Annotated in this window: 15 protein-coding genes; 7 read left to right on the top strand and 8 right to left on the bottom strand. The window is 49.2% G+C overall.

All coding sequences use genetic code 11. The features are described from left to right. Window positions 1-104: 104 nt before the first annotated feature. The 4 genes from VC28_RS10705 to VC28_RS10690 all read right to left on the bottom strand — a co-directional run bounded on the left by VC28_RS10705 (window position 105) and on the right by VC28_RS10690 (window position 5,567). Window positions 105-1,949 (bottom strand): thiamine pyrophosphate-binding protein, encoded by a 1,845-nt coding sequence (locus VC28_RS10705; RefSeq protein ID WP_082191501.1) that lies wholly within the window; start codon window positions 1,947-1,949, stop codon window positions 105-107. 231 nt (window positions 1,950-2,180) lie between these two features. Further along, window positions 2,181-3,038 carry an ABC transporter ATP-binding protein gene (locus VC28_RS10700; protein WP_049630628.1) on the bottom strand — a complete coding sequence of 286 codons (858 nt, stop codon included), beginning with the start codon at window positions 3,036-3,038 and terminating at the stop codon, window positions 2,181-2,183. Window positions 3,039-3,114: 76 nt separating this feature from the next. Next, entirely contained in the window at window positions 3,115-4,092 is a 978-nt protein-coding gene (locus VC28_RS10695; protein WP_049630627.1) for an ABC transporter permease, read from the bottom strand. A 98-nt stretch (window positions 4,093-4,190) separates the two neighbouring features. Further along, window positions 4,191-5,567: a CmpA/NrtA family ABC transporter substrate-binding protein gene (locus VC28_RS10690; protein WP_049630626.1), complete on the bottom strand. Its 1,377-nt coding sequence runs from the start codon at window positions 5,565-5,567 to the stop codon at window positions 4,191-4,193. 640 nt (window positions 5,568-6,207) lie between these two features. On the opposite strand from VC28_RS10690, the gene VC28_RS10685 reads away from it, so the two are divergent. The 6 genes from VC28_RS10685 (at window position 6,208) to VC28_RS10660 (ending at window position 11,021) form a co-directional block, all read left to right on the top strand. After that, window positions 6,208-7,284: a tetratricopeptide repeat protein gene (locus VC28_RS10685; RefSeq protein ID WP_231591721.1), complete on the top strand. Its 1,077-nt coding sequence runs from the start codon at window positions 6,208-6,210 to the stop codon at window positions 7,282-7,284. A 106-nt stretch (window positions 7,285-7,390) separates the two neighbouring features. Continuing rightward, window positions 7,391-8,206, top strand: a complete 816-nt coding sequence (locus tag VC28_RS10680; RefSeq protein ID WP_049630624.1) for a 3-keto-disaccharide hydrolase — start codon at window positions 7,391-7,393, stop codon at window positions 8,204-8,206. A gap of 31 nt (window positions 8,207-8,237) precedes the next feature. Then, window positions 8,238-9,338, top strand: coding sequence for an aspartyl protease family protein (locus VC28_RS10675; protein WP_049630623.1), 1,101 nt, complete (start codon window positions 8,238-8,240; stop codon window positions 9,336-9,338). 23 nt (window positions 9,339-9,361) lie between these two features. After that, entirely contained in the window at window positions 9,362-9,769 is a 408-nt protein-coding gene (locus tag VC28_RS10670; protein ID WP_049630622.1) for a GNAT family N-acetyltransferase, read from the top strand. Between the two features lie 25 nt (window positions 9,770-9,794). Continuing rightward, a complete protein-coding gene (locus VC28_RS19310; RefSeq protein WP_053094188.1) occupies window positions 9,795-10,394 on the top strand; it encodes a CPBP family intramembrane glutamic endopeptidase in 600 nt (199 codons plus the stop codon). 27 nt (window positions 10,395-10,421) lie between these two features. Then, window positions 10,422-11,021: a DUF998 domain-containing protein gene (locus VC28_RS10660; protein WP_082191498.1), complete on the top strand. Its 600-nt coding sequence runs from the start codon at window positions 10,422-10,424 to the stop codon at window positions 11,019-11,021. A gap of 98 nt (window positions 11,022-11,119) precedes the next feature. On the opposite strand, the gene VC28_RS10655 is transcribed toward VC28_RS10660, so the two are convergent. Both VC28_RS10655 and VC28_RS10650 read right to left on the bottom strand, forming a co-directional pair. Continuing rightward, a complete protein-coding gene (locus tag VC28_RS10655; RefSeq protein WP_049630620.1) occupies window positions 11,120-11,677 on the bottom strand; it encodes a PEP-CTERM sorting domain-containing protein in 558 nt (185 codons plus the stop codon). A gap of 88 nt (window positions 11,678-11,765) precedes the next feature. Beyond that, complete coding sequence (locus VC28_RS10650) at window positions 11,766-15,140, bottom strand: glycosyl hydrolase (RefSeq protein WP_049630619.1); 3,375 nt, start codon at window positions 15,138-15,140, stop codon at window positions 11,766-11,768. Window positions 15,141-15,468: 328 nt separating this feature from the next. On the opposite strand from VC28_RS10650, the gene VC28_RS10645 reads away from it, so the two are divergent. After that, window positions 15,469-15,930 carry a GNAT family N-acetyltransferase gene (locus VC28_RS10645; RefSeq protein WP_231591720.1) on the top strand — a complete coding sequence of 154 codons (462 nt, stop codon included), beginning with the start codon at window positions 15,469-15,471 and terminating at the stop codon, window positions 15,928-15,930. A 64-nt stretch (window positions 15,931-15,994) separates the two neighbouring features. Here the strand turns inward: VC28_RS10645 and VC28_RS10640 are convergent, their stop codons facing one another. After that, entirely contained in the window at window positions 15,995-16,894 is a 900-nt protein-coding gene (locus tag VC28_RS10640; RefSeq protein ID WP_197085511.1) for an aspartyl/asparaginyl beta-hydroxylase domain-containing protein, read from the bottom strand. 130 nt (window positions 16,895-17,024) lie between these two features. After that, a complete protein-coding gene (locus tag VC28_RS10635; RefSeq protein ID WP_049630617.1) occupies window positions 17,025-17,942 on the bottom strand; it encodes a response regulator in 918 nt (305 codons plus the stop codon). Window positions 17,943-17,956 lie beyond the last annotated feature (14 nt).

The raw sequence follows: 17,956 nt of genomic DNA, 5'->3' as shown, positions 1-17,956 counted from the left end.
TCATGGGTCTCCGAATTCATATCCTTTCAGCCTAGCATAAACTGCCGATGGCTATTCGCCTAGGAATGATTTTCGCGAGCTGAGCTTCACAAGCCTCTGTCAACTTAGCCCCCGGGGGTCGCAGAACCGTTGACCGCAAGACCTTTGATTCGGTCGCCCATGGGTGGAATTTCATTGCGATCAATGCGGACATCCAGCAGCGTGGGGCCGCGTTTTTGGAAGAGCGCCTGATAATCCAGTTTATCCAGTTGATCTGGTGAGGTGATGACAATTCCATCGACTCCCATGGCTTGCGCCATGAGTGCGTAATTGACTTCATTCAGTTCCCAGCCAATCGATTCCTGCTGGCCGAGTTGCTGGCCGTGCATCACCATGCCCATGGCTGCATCATTGAGTACCAGAAAAACCACCGGTAGTTGCTGCTGGGCTGCCACCGTAATTTCCTGTGCGCTCATTAAATAAGAGCCATCGCCCACAATACACAAGGTAGGTGCAGCGCGGTTGCCAATGGCAGAGCCGATGGCGGCACCAATCGACCAAGCCATAGAGCCATAGCCCATGGCGATGCGATACAGGCCTTGGCTATTGGAGCGCGATAAATAGTGGGTTGCCCATGACCAGCCGTTGCCGGCATCGACGAAAATTCGCGTGTCTTCTGGTAGCGCTTGTGACAAATGAGCCATCAGCCGCTGCGGTTTTACCGGGCTGGCGTTGGAGAGGCATTTATCGGCTTCGCGCAAGGTAAAAAAGCCGCCATTGATGTTGGGGGTTTGGTTCGCGTTGGGCAGCGTTTCCCAGGAGCGACCCCATTTGCGCACTTCGCGCACGCTTTTTACCAGCCGGTCAAAGATCACATCGATATTGCCGAACACATGCAGGTTGGCCATAGGTGAGCGGGTGAAGTGCTCAATCGATGAGTCGATATGCACCAGCTTGGTGTTGAGCAGATCGTTTTGCCAGCCGCTAGTGCCTAGTTCGCCCAGCTCGGTACCTACCGCCAGAATTAGGTCTACATCCGGGCTTTGGAATAATTGGCGGGCGCTGTCATGCCCGGCAAAGCCATACACGCCACGGTACAGCGGGTGGTGTTCATCAACCCAGGTTTTACCCATAGGCCCGGTCACGAAGGCCGCGCCGGTCAGCTCGATAAACTCCATGATTTGCTTGCTGGCCTTGCCAACACCATTGCCGATGTACATGACGAGGTTATCGACTTTGCCCAGCTTCTCGCACAGGCGGGCGATGGCAGAATCATCGGCCATGGCAAAATCGTGCACTAATAAATCGCTGTGGATATGTGCATTGATGGTGGCCGGTGAGCGCAGTACGTCCGCCGGGATGCTGATATGCACAGGCCCGTTGGGTTTGCGATGCGCCGCCATAATGGCCGATACCAGTTTGCTCTCCAGCTGCTCGTGGTGCGATACCAGTGTGTTGAATTGGGTGACGTAGCGGAACATGCCGACGGTGTCGATAGCGGTACAGCTGGATTCCTGTAGTGCGCGCTTGCCGAATTTGGGTAGCGGTGTCTGGGCGGTAATCACCAGCATGGGCACTTCATCAGCCAGTGCCGATGCGACACCCGTGATCAGGTTGGTTGCACCTGGCCCTGTGGTTGCGCATACCACACCCATTTTGCCGGTCTCGCGCGCATAGCCATCGGCCATAAACGCCGCGCCGCATTCGTGGCGTGCGACGACTAAACGGGGCCCGCCTTTGCGCTCGCTGCGCGCCAGAGAGTTGAGTAACGGCTCAATAGCACCACCGGGCACGCCAAAAACAGTGTCTATGCCCATTTGCGCCAGATAATCGACAATCAGGTCGGCGTAGGTGGTTTGCTGCACAGGCGGTGTGGCGACCGGTGCGGTATCTGTCTGCACAGGCGCATTGCCTGGGCTTAACGGGAGCGGATCGGGAATAGGAAAGTTTGAATTAATAAGCTGCAGCATGGATTTCACGTCTTGTTTGCAAAAGTGCGTGATCCGTCACAGATGAATGTTGCTAAATGTGCAGCACAATCTATACCAATGATGAAAAATGTGCCATAACTTTTGTGGTTAAGGCGGTGGTTTTTTATGATTTTTATTTTATAAATCAATTATTTGTATTTATTTTGGGGCGCGATAAAAAAGCCCCGGCAAGCCGAGGCAACAGAGGTCGTCATGTCGAGCTGTGTAAAGTCAGGCGACACTTTTGGTCTTGGTGACTTCTTGCTCGGGGTTTTTACTGTTTCGTTTGGTATCGATCGATTCCACTTTTTTTTGCTTCTCATAAAGAAAGCGCAATACGGAGGAGCGGTAGTGGTTGTATTCAGGGTTGTCTGCCAGCTCCAATCGGTTGCGCGGGCGGGCAAGGGGAACATCAAGAATTTCTCCCACAGTTGCGGCCGGGCCATTGGTCATCATCACTATGCGGTCAGAGAGCAGCACTGCCTCATCTACATCGTGGGTAATCATGATCACGGTATTGCCCAGCTCGTTTTGGATTTCCATCAGCGAATCCTGCAGGTGCGCGCGGGTTAATGCGTCCAGTGCACCGAAGGGTTCATCCATCAACAACACTTGTGGTTCCATCGCCAGGGCGCGGGCGATACCGACGCGCTGCTTCATCCCGCCCGAGATTTCATCGGGGCGTTTATGCATGGCATGGGTCATATGCACAAGCTCAAGATTGTGCTCAATCCACTCGCGCATTTCCGCTTTGGTCTTTTTGCCTTTGAATACACGCTTAACGCCCAGCTCGACATTTTCATACGCCGTTAACCAAGGCAGCAGAGAGTGGTTTTGAAAAACCACGGCACGTTCCGGGCCAGGCTCATTCACTTCTTTTCCATTTAACACCACGCCGCCAGTAGTGGCTTGATACAGGCCAGCAACAATATTGAGCACCGTTGATTTGCCGCAACCTGAGTGACCGATGAGCGACACAAATTCGCCTTTTTTGATTTTCAGATCGACATTTTGCAGCGCGCAAAAAGGTCCTTTGGGGGTGGGAAATTCGATGCCGACTTTGGTGAGTTCCAAGTGAATCTGGCTCATGGTGGATTCCTCTGTAATAAAAATTTCATTTAATGTTGCCCTCACGCGGGAGAGGGCTGGGGTGAGGGTGGCGTGGTTAACGTACAACGGCTCCTTTGTCCCAATTGACGTAGGTTTGCAGCATTAAAATCGCGCGGTCGAGCAAAAATCCAATCAGGCCGATCACTAAAATCGCAAGGCAAATACGGCTCAATGAATCGGACGAGCCATTTTGGAATTCATCCCACACAAACTTTCCAAGGCCAGGGTTTTGCGAGAGCATTTCAGCGGCGATCAATACCATCCACGCAATGCCGAGTGAAATGCGCAAGCCGGTAAACATCATGGGAATAGCGGAAGGCAACACAATTTTCATGACGTGAGTGAACCAGCCCAGGCGCAATACGCGGCTTACGTTCACCAAATCTTTGCTCACACCGGCAACACCGACGGCGGTATTGATCATGGTTGGCCACAGTGAACAGAGGCTCACTGTCAGCAGCGAAATAATGTATGACTTGGAAAAAGCAGGGGAGTCAGAAACGTACACAGCGCTGACAACCAGAGTGACCAAAGGCAACCAGGCCAGCGGCGAAACCGGTTTAAAAATTTGGATTAATGGATTGATCGCGCTGTAAAGTGTTTGGCTTAAACCGATCATGATCCCAACCGGGATGGCGATCACCGTCGCAACCAGAAAACCGGATAAAACCGTGACCAAACTGGTTTGTACTTTGTCAAAAAAAGTAGGGCGGCCATTAAATTCGCGCACGTCCAATTTGGCATTCGGGTCTTTTGCTAATAATTCTGCGTTGCGTTTTTCCTGGCGTTCATAAAACACCGCTGCGCGTTCTTGTTCAGCAGTGTACTCATCTACCAAATTGCCCCATTGTTCGTACACTTGTTTGGGTTGGGGGAAATCCCCCAGTGATGTCTTGATGCCAGGCGCAGCAGAATGCCACACCATAATAAATAACAGGATTCCCACCATGGGCATCAAGGTACTGATTACTATTTCGCGCCATTTGATGGCTTTGAATTGCTCAACTTTTAAAGTCACTAACGTATTGCTCATGATCGTTTCCTCTGCAGTGCCTACGTTACCTTTGTGCTCTCATCCTTGAGTGCGGTGCAGGCTTATGATTTCAATGGTGCTATTTAGCGATGATGCAGTTAAATTTTCTCGTCACCTTTTAAGCCGATTTTGAATTTGGTGAGATACTCGTTAGGTTTGTTTGCATCAAATTGCACGCCGTCGATCCACACGGTTTCATCCACAGCGCGAATGCCGTTGAAGGTTTTGAAATCAGGAAAGTCACTTGCACTCATTTTTCCTTCGGCAATCAGATCTGCAGCCGCTTGGTGATAAATTTCTGGCGCAACGGCTTTTCTACCCATTTCCATATACCAGCTGTCTGGTTTTGCTTCAGGGATTTGACCCCAGCGGCGCATTTGGGTGAGATACCAAATTGCATCCGAGGTGTGAGGGTAAGACGCGTTGTAGCGGAAGAACACGTTGAAGTCCGGTGTTGGGCGAACATCTTTACGCTCGTATTCAAAGACACCGGTCATGGAGTTTGCGATAACTTTGTAATCAGCGCCTACATAGTGCGCAGCAGAAATCATTTTGGCAGCGGCAGGGCGATTCGCATTTTCTTTTTCATCAAGCCATTTGGCTGCACGAATCATGGCTTTCACCACGCGCACACTGGTATTGGGATTTTTTTCGATAAAGTCTTTACGCATACCAAAAACTTTATCGCCAATTTTGTTATGCACCGCCATTACCGGTACGCCAATGCCGCGAAATACTGCTTGCTGATTCCATGGTTCACCGACGGAATAACCTTGGATGGTTCCGGCTTCCATGGTGGCGGGCATTTGTGGTGGTGGCGTTACCGATAATAAAACATCGGCATCGATTTGCCCGGTAATATCACCTTTATGTGGTGCGTATAAGCCGGGATTAATGCCGCCTGCAGCCAGCCAGTAACGCAGGCCCATATTGTGTGTTGATACGGGAAATACCACGCCCATTTGGATGGATTTTCCTGCGTCTTTCATGCTGTCAACCACAGGCTTTAATGTGCTGGCGCTAATCGGATGGACAGGTTTTCCATCTGTACCAACCGGCACATTCTTTTTCATTTTTTTCCAAATTTCATTGGAAACGGTAATCGCATAAGTGTTTTGTGTCATCGTGAAAGGAAACACTAATTCTGCAGGTGTACCAAAACCAACGTTGGCGGCAACCGGTTGTGCCAACAGCATGTGTGAGCCATCAAGCTCGCCCGAAATTACGCGGTCAAGAACCACTTTCCAGTTGGCTTGCGCTTCCAGCTCCACAGTCAAACCTTCGTCATCAAAATAGCCATTCTCATAAGCGACAGCGAGGTCGGCCATATCGGTTAATTTAATAAAGCCAAATTTCAATTCGGTTTTTTCTGCTGGGCCAGTCTCGGCTTGTGCAGATGCCATTAATGAAAATGCGGCAGCAATGGCCAGTGTTGTTTTTGCAAATGGTCTTAATACGCATGAAATTTTTTTCATTGTTCTCATCGTCTTGTTCATCTAGAACTCCTGGCTCGATAAAAAATTGGCTGCGGAAATAAATTTTTTACAGTTACTTTTTGCTGCTTTGTTTTTGTGAATCTGGAATTTAATTTTTCCGTTAAAAATTAAATCGCGATCAAAAAAACAGTTGGGTGTATTGATTCAGTACAACAGGGCTTATTCAAACACTGTGCCAAAAACGGTGGTGCACTTTAACGGCGCAGTGTTTTTATGCTTATTGCAAGGATTCGTTTGCTTTTGCCCGCTTGTGGATCGCGCAAAAAGTGACTGCGTTTTTTTGGTGCCTGTTTTTGTAAGAGTGATGTGCGTGTTTGTCATCCGAATGGGGGCGTGTGCGCACTTTTTTTGCGCATGGTGTGTTTGGGCAGCCTTGGGTAGTGATCGTCAGTGACCTGAAGGGTTTTTCCAGTAGCTCGTGCATGCAGTAAAAATTGTTTGTATCTCACAGGCTTAGCGTGACATTTGTGACACGCGGGAGGCGGTAATAACTCCTATACTGAGTGGGAATACCCAGCCCATTGCGAGCCCGATAACAATGAAAATAGCGCGTTTGTTATTTATTTTTGGCTGTTTGATGCTCTGCGCCTGTTCATCTGTGGTGCAGAAAGTTCCTCTTTTGACAGATAAGAGCCCTTTGGCGAAAGAATTATCGGGTGAGCTGATCCTGGGGCGCGCGTATTTACCGGCAGAGCTGCCCGATCTGGAATTGTTCGGATTAACGCCCGAGATGAAGCAATTTGCCGAAGCGGCGACAGCCGGTATCAACAGCAATGGTGCCAGGGCAGAGGCGCTGCATAAGGCGCTGATGACATCGACTAATTATGGCGGCCGCGGTATTACCTACAGCGCCTATGACACTATCACCGGCATTGAGGCCTTTGAGCGCCGTCAGGCCAATTGCCTGAGTTACACCCTGTTGTATGTTGCTATGGCGCGCCATGTCGGTTTGAAAGCGGAAGTGAACGAGGTGATCTTGCCGCCCACTTGGGATATGCGCGCAACCGATACCTATTTGTTAATGCGCCACGTGAACGCCAAAGTGTTTATGCCGCGCCCTAACCAAAGCTGGGTGCGGGTAGTGGGGAGTGCAGATATCAGCGATATTATTGTCGATCTGGAGATGCGCCGTTTTCGTCCGCACTACAAACAGAAAGTGATTGGCAAACCGCTGGTGGCCGCGCAGTTTTATTCCAATCGCGGAATGGAGTTGGCTGCGGAAGGCAAGCCCCGCGAGGCTTTTTTATATTTGCGCAAGGCGCTGTTAATGAGCGAGGAGCCGAGTTACATCTGGAGTAATTTCGGCAGCTTTTATCGTCGCCAGGGGTTATTACCTGCAGCGGAAAAAATGTATTTGCACGGCCTGCAGATTAATCCGCGCGACTACACCATCATGCACAATCTGGCGGGTATTTATCAGGAGATGGGTAATAAAGAGCGCGCCGATTACTATCAAAAACGTGTGCGCTTGCATCGCAACGCCAATCCTTATTTTATGTTCAAGCGCGCCGAGGATGAGATAGCAAAAGGTGATTATCCGGCGGCTCTGGAGCTGATTAAAAAAGCGATTAAAAAAGAAGGCAATGAAGCTCGCTTTTACAGGCTGGCCGCCACAATTTACGATGCGCTGGGGGAAGAGGAAAACGCGCAAAACATGCGCGATAAGGTGTATCAGCTCAGTACTATCCGTTTCTAATTCCGTGCCAAGGTAAAGGACTGTAATGACGTCATGCTTGATATGGACTCATTTTGTATCAATCCCTAGTCTGCGCAGCACAACAAAAATGCGAGGACTACTACCAATGAAACGACTGATATCAGGATTTTTGATCTGCGGGCTGATGGCCAGCGCCCAGAGTTTTGCCGGCGAATGGAAAAGCCTATTTAACGGTAAGGATCTCACCGGGTGGGAAGCCTATGTGAGCTACCAGCCAGAGACGAATGCGTACAATCTGGTTTCCAAACACAAACCGCGCGGTCTGAACAATGACCCGAAGAAAGTGTTCTCGGTAGTGGATGGTTTGCTGCGGGTATCGGGTGAAGAGTGGGGCGGCCTGACCAGCATTGAGGAGTTTGAAAACTTCCATTTGAAATTTGAGGTGAAGTGGGGCGATAAAAAATGGCCGCCACGCCTGGATGCGCCGCGCGATAACGGTATTTTGTATTTTGCGGTAGGCCCGCAAGGCGCGCAGAGCAGCCATTGGATGCGCAGCCATGAGTTTCAGGTGCAGGAAGGTGATAGCGGCGACTACCACAGCCTTGATGGCGTAATCATCGATGTGCACGCGGGCGATACCAATATCGGCGATTGGAAATTCTATCGCTACGATCCATCGCTGCCGCTGCGTAAAGATATTGCTGCGCGCGTGCTCAAACTCGGCAACTATGAAAAGCCGAGCGGCGAGTGGGATACGATGGAAGTGATTACCGATGGCAAAACCCTGATCCATAAAGTGAATGGTCATGAGGTGTTCCGCGGTTTTAATTCCCGTCACTTGGTGGATGGCAAATACGTTCCACTCACGCGCGGAAAATTGCAAATCCAGTCAGAGGGTGCAGAAACCTTCTTCCGCAATATCCAGATAAAAACCCTTGATAAACCGGCCGCCGAGTATTGATTAAATAGGCCCGGCCGTGCAGGCTGGGCAAATGAAAAAATTTCCTGTTTTCGTTATTTCAATGATTGCGTTCTCGCTGGGCTTTTACGCCAGCGAGTATCGCCATCAACAGCGCGATATAGGCACCGGCGTTGTCGCCTCCCCAGTGGTGAGTGCGGTTCCTGAACGCCACAATTCACTCCAGCATTCTTCTCCTTCATCACACACCACCCGCTCAGCGTCGCCTCAGCAAGTTCCTGCGGCCAAAGCACAATCGCCACTGGAGCGAGCCAATCAATTAATTGCCAATGGCGCTTACGGTGAAGCTGTGCGTTTATTACAGCAATTGCTTGGGCAAGAACCGCGCAATACTGAAGCGCTTTGGCTATTGGCTCGGGTCTATGAGCAACAGGGCTTGCATAAGGAATCGGTTGCCACCTGGTTTCGTTATCTCAATATCGAGATCGATGCAAAAAAAATGGAAGATGCCTTGGCTTATCTGGCGAAATATTTAATCCGTCTCAGTGAAAATCCCGCCATATTTGGTGAGAGTTATGAATGGTTAATGCTGCAAATTAATGACCTGATCAAGCTCACGCCTGACAACGGCGAGCTGCATCTGCTGCTGGCAAAAATGCATTTAAAACTGGAAGAAAAAGAGCAGGCGCAATATCACGCGCTCATGGCCGCCAACCAGCCAGAGACCCAAGCACGCGCAGAAGGTTTATTGGCGAAACTCTATGAAGGTACACAGCAGGATGATTCGCCCGCAGAAATGCAAGTGCCGTTAATTCGTTTTGGCGGTCAGTTTTTGGTGCCGGTCACCATTGAAGGCGAGAAAGTAAAATTATTATTGGACACAGGTGCATCGATTAGCGGCCTTACTGCGAGTTTTATCAATCGCCATTACCCCTCAGTAAAATCGCCCAAGCCCATCCAGCTCAACACCGCAAGCGGTACGGTAGAAACCTATTTGTTTTTGGTCGATACACTCACCATCGATAACGTGACCTTCAATAAACACATGCTGGCGCGCTTGCCAATGGATAACGCTGACTTATTCGATGGTTTGTTAGGTATCGATATTCTCGGGCGCTTTGATTTTGTGATTGACCAGCAAGCCGCAGTGTTGCGGTTGCGGAAGCGGCAATAAACATAATTCGCAGGTTTATTTTCATGCATATCATTGAACAGCTTAACGATTCGCACATCCTTCAATTACATCAGCTCTACCAACAACAATGGTGGTCTAATACGCGCACGCTTGAAGAGGCACATCAAGTTGTACTTGGTTCATCATTGGTATTGGGGGTTGTGGATGATGCAAATAATTTAATTGCGTTTACCCGGGTGCTTACCGATGGTATTTTTAAAGCATTGGTGTTTGATGTGATTGTCGATGAAAAGTATCGCAGCCAGCAATTGGGTTCGCGTTTGATGGCCGCAGTTAAAAACCATTCGCGCTTGCAGCAGGTCAAACATATTGAGTTGTATTGCTTGCCTGAGCTGCAAACCTATTATCAGCAATTTGGGTTTGGTACGGATGTTGGCGGTATGCAATTAATGCGTTTGACTATGCGCTAGTAGCGGCCGGTAACTGGATATACATATGCACAATAAACAAAACACCGTAGGGTTTGGTCTGCTGGCACTAAGCCAATTTTCTCTTGTAGGGCTTGCGGTATTTTTATTATGGTTATTGGAAATACAGTTACCTACATCTGCAATAAGTTCGGCACAGGCCATCGCAGTCGGGACTTTACTTGCTTTGCTGACTCTTGCTGTATTCGGTGTGATTTATCGAATCGGTGGTTGGTTTGCGCAATCGCTTCTGAATGATATTCGCAGGGTGTCGGTCATATTCAACGGCCGTTCCTGGTGGCATTTGGCGCTTGTGGCGGTATTTGCAGGCGTGGGTGAGGAATTATTGTTTCGCGGTGTATTGCAGCTTTGGCTCAATCAATATTGCTCAATAACCGTGGCTATTTTAATCGTGTCGATTGTTTTCGGATTGCTGCATTATTTATCGCACGCCTATTTTATTTGTACGGTGTTGATGAGTATTGCATTTGGTGTGGGTTATTACTTTACCGACAGCATGCTCATGGTAATGGTTTGGCACGGCGTTTACGATTTTATGGCACTGCTGATTCTTGTTAAATTTCCGCATGTGATTGGGCTTTATTCATCGCCAGACCCCGATGCTTAAACAATATGGAGATAGGTTCGCGTGTTGATGTCATCTGGAATAATTGCACCACTATGGATGTTGTTGGGCGTTATGCTTGTTGCCCGTTGGTATCCCGGCTATCGCCACAGTCAACAGGTTATGAGTGAGCTTGGTGCGCGCAACCGTCCTACTACAAAAATTCACCCCTGGGTTAATAATTTTCCAATCGGCTTTTGGTTTTTCTTGTTCGGCGCTGCATTGGTGATAAAGGACCCCGCGCATGGGATTATCCAGACAACAGGTTATTTAATGATAGTGCAGGGTGTTTCCCACTGGATAACAGGCCTGTTTCCTTGTGATGAAGATTTGGGAATTCCCAAGCCATCCAAAACGCAAATAATCCATAACCTTGCTGGCATGGTGATGTATTTTTCGCATTTGATTGCATGTGTGTTGTGGGTTTTTTCTTCTTATGAAATGGCCAACTGGTTTCGCTGGTATTCTGCGTTGAGCGCCTTAGTGTCAGTTGTTTCATTGGTGTTTATGGTTCGGGCATTAAATACCAATGTTAATCTTGGGCTGCATCAGCGAATTAATTACGGTGTGTTGGCGTTGTGGGTGATGGTGTTGAGTGTGCAGTTATTGCTTGAAGCTGGATTGCAGTGAATTGCTCAGGTGAAGCGGGTATTCAATAGCCATTTGCATTAACAATAAAAAACCGCAACTGAGTGCGGTTTTTTATGTTGCAGACGCTGTAGTATTTTTTACTTTAAAAATTTGCGGCGTGACATGAATAATCCCATCAAGCCCAAACCAAATAACACAATCGATGATGATTCTGGTACTGGTACAGTGATGCGCGCATCGCGTACGTACCAGGTATCAAACGCGCTGTACAAATCACCGATATCATAACCATTCGTTAAATAACCATCGGCTGCATCACTCAAGTCAATGTGATTGAAGTTGCTCCAGTATTCAGATGCAAAACGGTAAAGCGAGTGATCGCTGAAACCTGCAACTGGATCAAGTGTTACGCTGCCGATAATAAAATCCGTCCAGTCAGGGCGCAGTGCCCATTCTGCTTCTGTGGCATAGCGCCAGCCTTCACTTGCGCGATATTCCGGGGCTTCAATATTACCTGGACCCCACTCTTCCGTTGCGATTGGGCCCGCGTAAACCCAATCCAATCCTAATCCGTTGAAGTTCAGCAGAATATTTTCATCTGGAATAATAGTGGATGAATCAATAATAACGGCATTGGCGTGTGCACCAATTACCAAGCTGGTGCCAAGTGTGAGTGCTTGCAATAATTTTTTCATAGTGGACTCCGTGTATATCAGTGTTGTGATTTTTATGTTTTTAAAACGGCCGCAGGATTGTTCGTGCGGCCGTATTGCGTTTTAACAATTACAGTTTGGTAATGCGCAACCAGTTGATACTCCAACCGCTTTGTGGGGCGTAAATGCCGAGGTTGTAAGTACCTGCATTCACGGTCACGGTTTGGTTAACGGTGGTGAAATTACCCCAGTCACCGGTTGCCGGAATATCAGCTGTGCCTAATACGATGGAGCCGCCGTTCAAGTCCAATGAGAGGCGCGCGCCGGTCGGGCTGGCAACGCGGTATTCCACTAAATAAGCGCCCGTGGCTGGGAAGTTGATATTGGTGAATGCCATCCAATCCCCTGCATCAATTGCACCCACTACCTGGCCGCCGCCACTGTCTGCGGTTGGGAACAATTCCAAACCAGACATAAACGCGTAGGTTTCTGCCTCAATAAAACGGCTGAACGCAGCGGCAGAGCTGGAACTGCTGGAAGAGCTGCTTGCCGGTGTGCTTGATGCTGCACTGGATGATGCGGCTGCACCGCCCATTACAAATTCAGTCCAAGGCGTATCCATTGCGCCAATCTCTTGTGCGATGGTGAAGAAATATTTCACCGTTGCGCCCGCAGCCACGCCACTTAATACATAAGAGTTGGAGTTGTCTGCGTTATGTTGCATACGGATATTTTGTTGGCCACCGCCGTTGACGATGAAATGAATATCCGCCCAGGCTGCATTGTTCGCAAAGAACTCAACGTTACTGCCATTAATGTTGTGGCCGTAATTGTTGTTATTCGCTGCTGATGAGCTGGATGCACTGGTCGCACTGCTGGAAGCAACTGCATTGCTGGTTGCGGTTGAACTGCTGGTCATCACCGTGCTGCTTGATGATGTTGTAACGGCAATGCTGCTAGCTTGCGATGAAGTCACACTGTTTGTTACCGAACTGGCAAGGCTGCTTTTTGATGAGCTTGTCGCCGGTGTACAGCTGGTTGAAGTTGGCAAGCTGTCCGGTGTTTCGCCGGTACGTTTTATGCGGAAACTTCTTGCAGGTACATTCAGCGTCATGCCATCGGAGAACAACACATATTGCGGGCTGCATCCGTAGTTGTAAGCGATGTAAGTCATCAAACCATTTTTGTTGAACGCAACCGCAGTCGGGCTGGATGCGGTCAGTGCACCCGTACCGGTTGCCAAATGGCCGAGCTCTTTCAAAGTGTGCACCCAATGATAAGTGTGTGCTTTGGTTTCACCCGCTTCAGGAATGTAATTGAATCCATAGTTGTTCATGTCATCGGCAGCGGCCTGACCGTTTGACATCGCCCAGATATTCCACCAGACATCGCGCCATTGGTCGTTAACCAAACCGGATGGTTTGCCGTTGCTGGATTCAGTCATCCCCAATGAAACATATTGGTTGAGGTAATCGGCGTGTTGGCCAACGTGGAAAACCAGTGGACTTAGTGGCAGGCCTTGAATACCTAAAATGTGCGCGTAAGCACCGCTGAACCAGGTGGAGAATACGTGGCCATTGCCCCAAATAATGGAGGTGGTCATTTTGGGATAGGCGCTATCAAAGTTATCGTAATCGCCACCCAAACCGCGGAAGCGATCCAGATTGTTCCAATATTCCCAGTAAGCCGCGGTAGAGGATGCGTGCAAATAAATCCCGCGTTCGGTTAGCGCACGGTTATTGGTGATTTGGCCGTAGAGCACCATCGCGCCATAAGCATTTGCCGCTTCAGAAGTGGATTCATTGTTGTTACCCAATACAAAATTCGCATGGCCAGATGCCCATGAGAAACCGTAAGCTGGGTCAAAGTTGCGCAGGTAAGGGAACATGGCATCGTTGCGCGGCGCGGCGTAATCGCGGATCAATAAATCCACCATCGGGCCGTATTGCGTTGCGCTACACCAGCTGGCATCAACGCGACAAATTTCTGCTGCAGCGCGAACAAAATAACCGTAGTGGAAATGGTGGTCGTTTAATTGTTGTTGTGAACCGAATGATTCGTCATAACCCAGCAAGGTGTTCCAGTTGCTGTCGTAAGAAAAATATTTAGTAGTGTCCAATCCGCCGTTAGTGTTTGCGCGGAACCAATCCTGCAACTCACCTTTGAGCCAATTAATTAATTGGTCTGCTTCTGCTGTCATGCCTATTGAGCGGGCAATTGCCGCGAGTTCAGCAACTTTGCCGTAGTTTTTGCCTGCCCAATAGGTATCGAGTTTATCGTTCCAGGCTGCAGGCCCTTGGCTTACAAATTCGGTGACGAATTGTTTTAGCTGGGCTTCGTTGTAATCGCCAATATTTTCCGGCAAGTACGGCAGCACACCCACAAACGGAATGGTGTAACTGAAACTGTTGGTGGCAGCAAATTTGGTTACACCGCGTGCACTGCGCACTTTATAAGGTGTCACTGCCTGGTTGGAATTTTTCCACGCCATCGGCAGCATGCCTGCCATTGTGGTTACGGCGGTGTTGTTGAATTTGTATTTGTGGGTGACGGTGACTTTGCTGTTGCTGCGATTTACCGCGTAGGTAATGTCAACCGCATCTACACGTTGTGTTGCGTATTGTGCGAAGGCCTGAATCATCGCCGTGGAAGGCGTGCCGGATACTTGCGGCAGTAGCGTAACGGTCATGCGCTTGCTGGTATTGTTCACGCCAATCGTTGAGCCATTGGGTGTGCTGAACGTGGTGGCATCGTGACCGGTGATCAGAAAGTTATTGTGGTTGCCCGCCACATTGGTCCATACACCCAGTGAGTTGCCTTGTTGGTAGAACACCCCTTTTTCACCGCCATCGGCCGCTTTGGTGCGCAGTTGCAAATTACCTTTGAGCGCGGTGAAGTACGCATAGGGCGAGCCGTGTACAAAAGTAGCTTCCATCACCGGCGTACCGGCACTGTTCCATTGCACAGTGACGGAACCATCGCTGTAATCTTTCAGGTAGGCTTCCAGATTCGGGTAATCGCTGTTGGCGATGGCAATTCCGTCAAACACTTCATTGAACGGATCGGGAATCGAATATTGGGTAGAGGTTGGGCCAGTGCGCAAGCCGCCGGGAATGCCCAGGATTCGCACACCGCGGTCAGTGATACGTGCGGTCATAGGGTCTGGCGTGATGTAGCCAGCACCATTCGGGTCGCCCACTTTCATTTCGCCCATAAACGAAATAGAGCCCCACCAACGGTGCGTCATGGTCGGTTTGCTAGTAGCGGGCGCGACTTTTTGTGGGAAAATCGGTGTGGGCGAGCCTATTGGGCTGCAGCTACTCACGCCGGGTTTGACGATACCAGCGTTGTAAATCCAGTAGCCGTGGTCGATGGCACACTTATAGCCTGCAGGGTTCGGAGCATCAGTGATATTGCCTGCACCGTAAGAGGTAATGGCGGCTGAGCAGGCAGGTGCGAACACAACCGCCCCCCAGACCAGCAGGGCATGCTTGAGCTTATTCATGGGACTGTCCTTTTATCGTTAGCGTTATTGATAGTGAGTCTTGAAGCGCGAATATTATTCTTGGCGTCGTCATTGCCTGACTGTAATGGGTTTGAGTATCTGGCAATGTCGCGGTGCCACGTTACTGGCGTGGGAGGTGGGAAGTCGTCCCAAGTTAAAATAGGTGCCAACATGGGAGGGTTCACTTTATGGAATATTAAGAGTGAAACTCCTTTAAATAAGAAATAAGCCTGAGAAAAAATTGGCTTATGCACTAAGCCGTAACTGACCAAAATCGAGAATGGAACTACCTGACTGGTTACCTTTTTAGACTACCTGGAATAGAGACATGATGAACATTATTAATCTGGCTGAAGCACCGGAGCACATTCCTCAAATCGCTGCCTGGCACCATGCTGAATGGGGCTATTTAAACCCGGGCGGCACGGTGGAAACTCGCATTGAACGAATGAAGCGCTATTTGTCTGGTGCCAAAATTCCAGCAATGTACATCGCGGTAGATGGCAACTCATTGATGGGCACCGCCGCGTTGGTTGAGAGCGATATGGATAGCCACCCGGAGCTATCGCCCTGGCTGGCAAGCGTGTTCGTCAATCCGGATTACCGTAAGCGCGGGGTAGGTGCAGCCTTGGTCAAAAAGGTGATGGAAGAGGCACGCATTCAGGGTATTAGCCCGCTCTATTTATTCACGCCTGACCAACAGCGGTTTTATGAGGGCTTGGGTTGGGAGTTTATTGCACACGAAAACTACCGTGGCGGCAACGCGACTTTAATGAAGATCCACTTTTAATCGGGGCTTGCGGCTGTGTAATTGCCAGGCGGGCCTGGCAATTACTTCTTGAAAGGCGATGGGACTAGAAGAAAATCCAGTAAATCAGCCCGATGTAAATGCCGTATTGCAATGCTTTGTACAGTGGGCGGTTAAACGCTTTGATCTTTTTGCCGATCAAACTGATACGGTGCACCACACTGAAGATACGGTTGAGAAAGCCGACTTTATCGCCTTTGATATTTTTGGTTGCAGACGCTGCGACCACAATGCGGGAAAACACTTCGTTGATAAAATCGACCAGAAAAAAACTCACCGGGCGCTTTACATCCAAAAATAAAATAATCCGGTTTTGGTCGGTTTTGTTTTCGGCGTGATGGATATAGGTTTCATCAAACATCACCGCTTCACCATCGCGCCAGGAGTAATCCTGACCATCCACAGAAATATAGCAATCGTCTGAATTGGGCGTGACCAACCCCAGGTGGTAGCGCAATGAACCCGCGTAAGGATCGCGGTGTTTTCCCAAGCGCGAACCTGGCGGCAGCATGGTAAACATAGCACCTTTCACCGAGGGCAATTGGTTCAGCAATGCCAGGGTTTTGGGGCACAATTGCTCGGCCGATTTCAGGTTAGCGCCGTACCATTTGAGGTAAAAGCGTTTCCAGCCGGTGCGAAAAAACGAGTTGAAGCCCAAGTCATCCAAATCAGTAGAGGCTTTAATGTGCGCCTCATTGTTCAGGCTGATGGCTTCATCGCGGATGACCTGCCAGTTTTCTTGCAGGATTTTTAATTCCGGAAATTTTTCTACCGCCACGTAAGCCGATGCTTTATCACGGGAAAATGCATAAAAAAGGCAGTTGATGGGGGCGAGCAAATTGGCGTGGTCGGTGATCTTGCGGGTGATAGTATCGTGCTGGACGACACCGCGATTTTGTACGTAATAAGCGCAAAGCACAAAGATAGCGAGTACAAACAATCCCATGATTAACTCTCCTGAACAACATGGTTGTCATAAAAACGCGCGCACGATAGCGCTTGACCTCACCTTGGGCAATACCATTTCGCGTAAAATATGTAGCGGTTTGTAACTCACTGCGTATGCAGGGTTTGGCTCAGGCGCGCGATAGGCATTTGATAGCCACCGCCGCAGCAGATGTCCGGTTTTCAACGCCTAATTTTTTAAATATCTGCTCCAAATGTTTATTCACCGTGCGCGGACTCATTTCCAGAATCTGGCCAATTTCACGATTGGTTTTACCATTGGCGATCCACAACAATACATCGGCCTCGCGTCCGGTAACGGAAAATTGTTGTTTGAGCGATTGCGTATCCTCGGCGGGTTTATGGGGATTGGTCAGGCGCAATAAATATTCTTTACCATCGATTAAATTGAGCATTTCTACGCTGAGTTCTTGCGCAACCTGTTGCAATGGCAACTGGCGGCCGGTTTCAGGCTTGTGGCTGATCCACTCGCGCAGTTGTTGACTAATAGTGTGAGTAAGTGCAATGGAATCGGCCGTTGCGCCAGCGCCATCAAGCAACTGATAAACCTGCGGTGTTGCCCACACCAATTGCCCTTGTAAGTCGATGGTAAATAAATATTGCCCGGCGGTATCCAATGCAGCGCGTGCACTTTGGGTGATGCGCGCGTTAGCGAGGTGCACACGCATACGCGCAATTAATTCGTCGGGGTTAATCGGTTTGGTGACATAGTCAACGCCGCCAGCATTTAACCCCATGACTACGTGTTCGGTATCGCTCAGACCGGTCATAAAAATAATCGGTACATCGGCAAGCTGTGGGTTCAGCTTTAATTGCCGACAGGTTTCAAAGCCATCCATATTCGGCATGATGGCATCGAGCAAAATAATATCCGGGCGGATATTTTTAGTGATGGTCAACGCTTGTGCTCCCTCCAGTGCCACCAGCACCGTAAAATGTGCTTCTTCCAATACATCGTTAAGCATATGAATGCTGTCGATAGCGTCATCTACTACCAATACGATAGAGGTTTGCGTTTTTGAATTCATGGTCGGCAACTCTT

Source organism: Cellvibrio sp. pealriver, assembly GCF_001183545.1.
Lineage (GTDB): Bacteria > Pseudomonadota > Gammaproteobacteria > Pseudomonadales > Cellvibrionaceae > Cellvibrio.
This window is presented reverse-complemented; position numbering and strand designations above follow the sequence as displayed.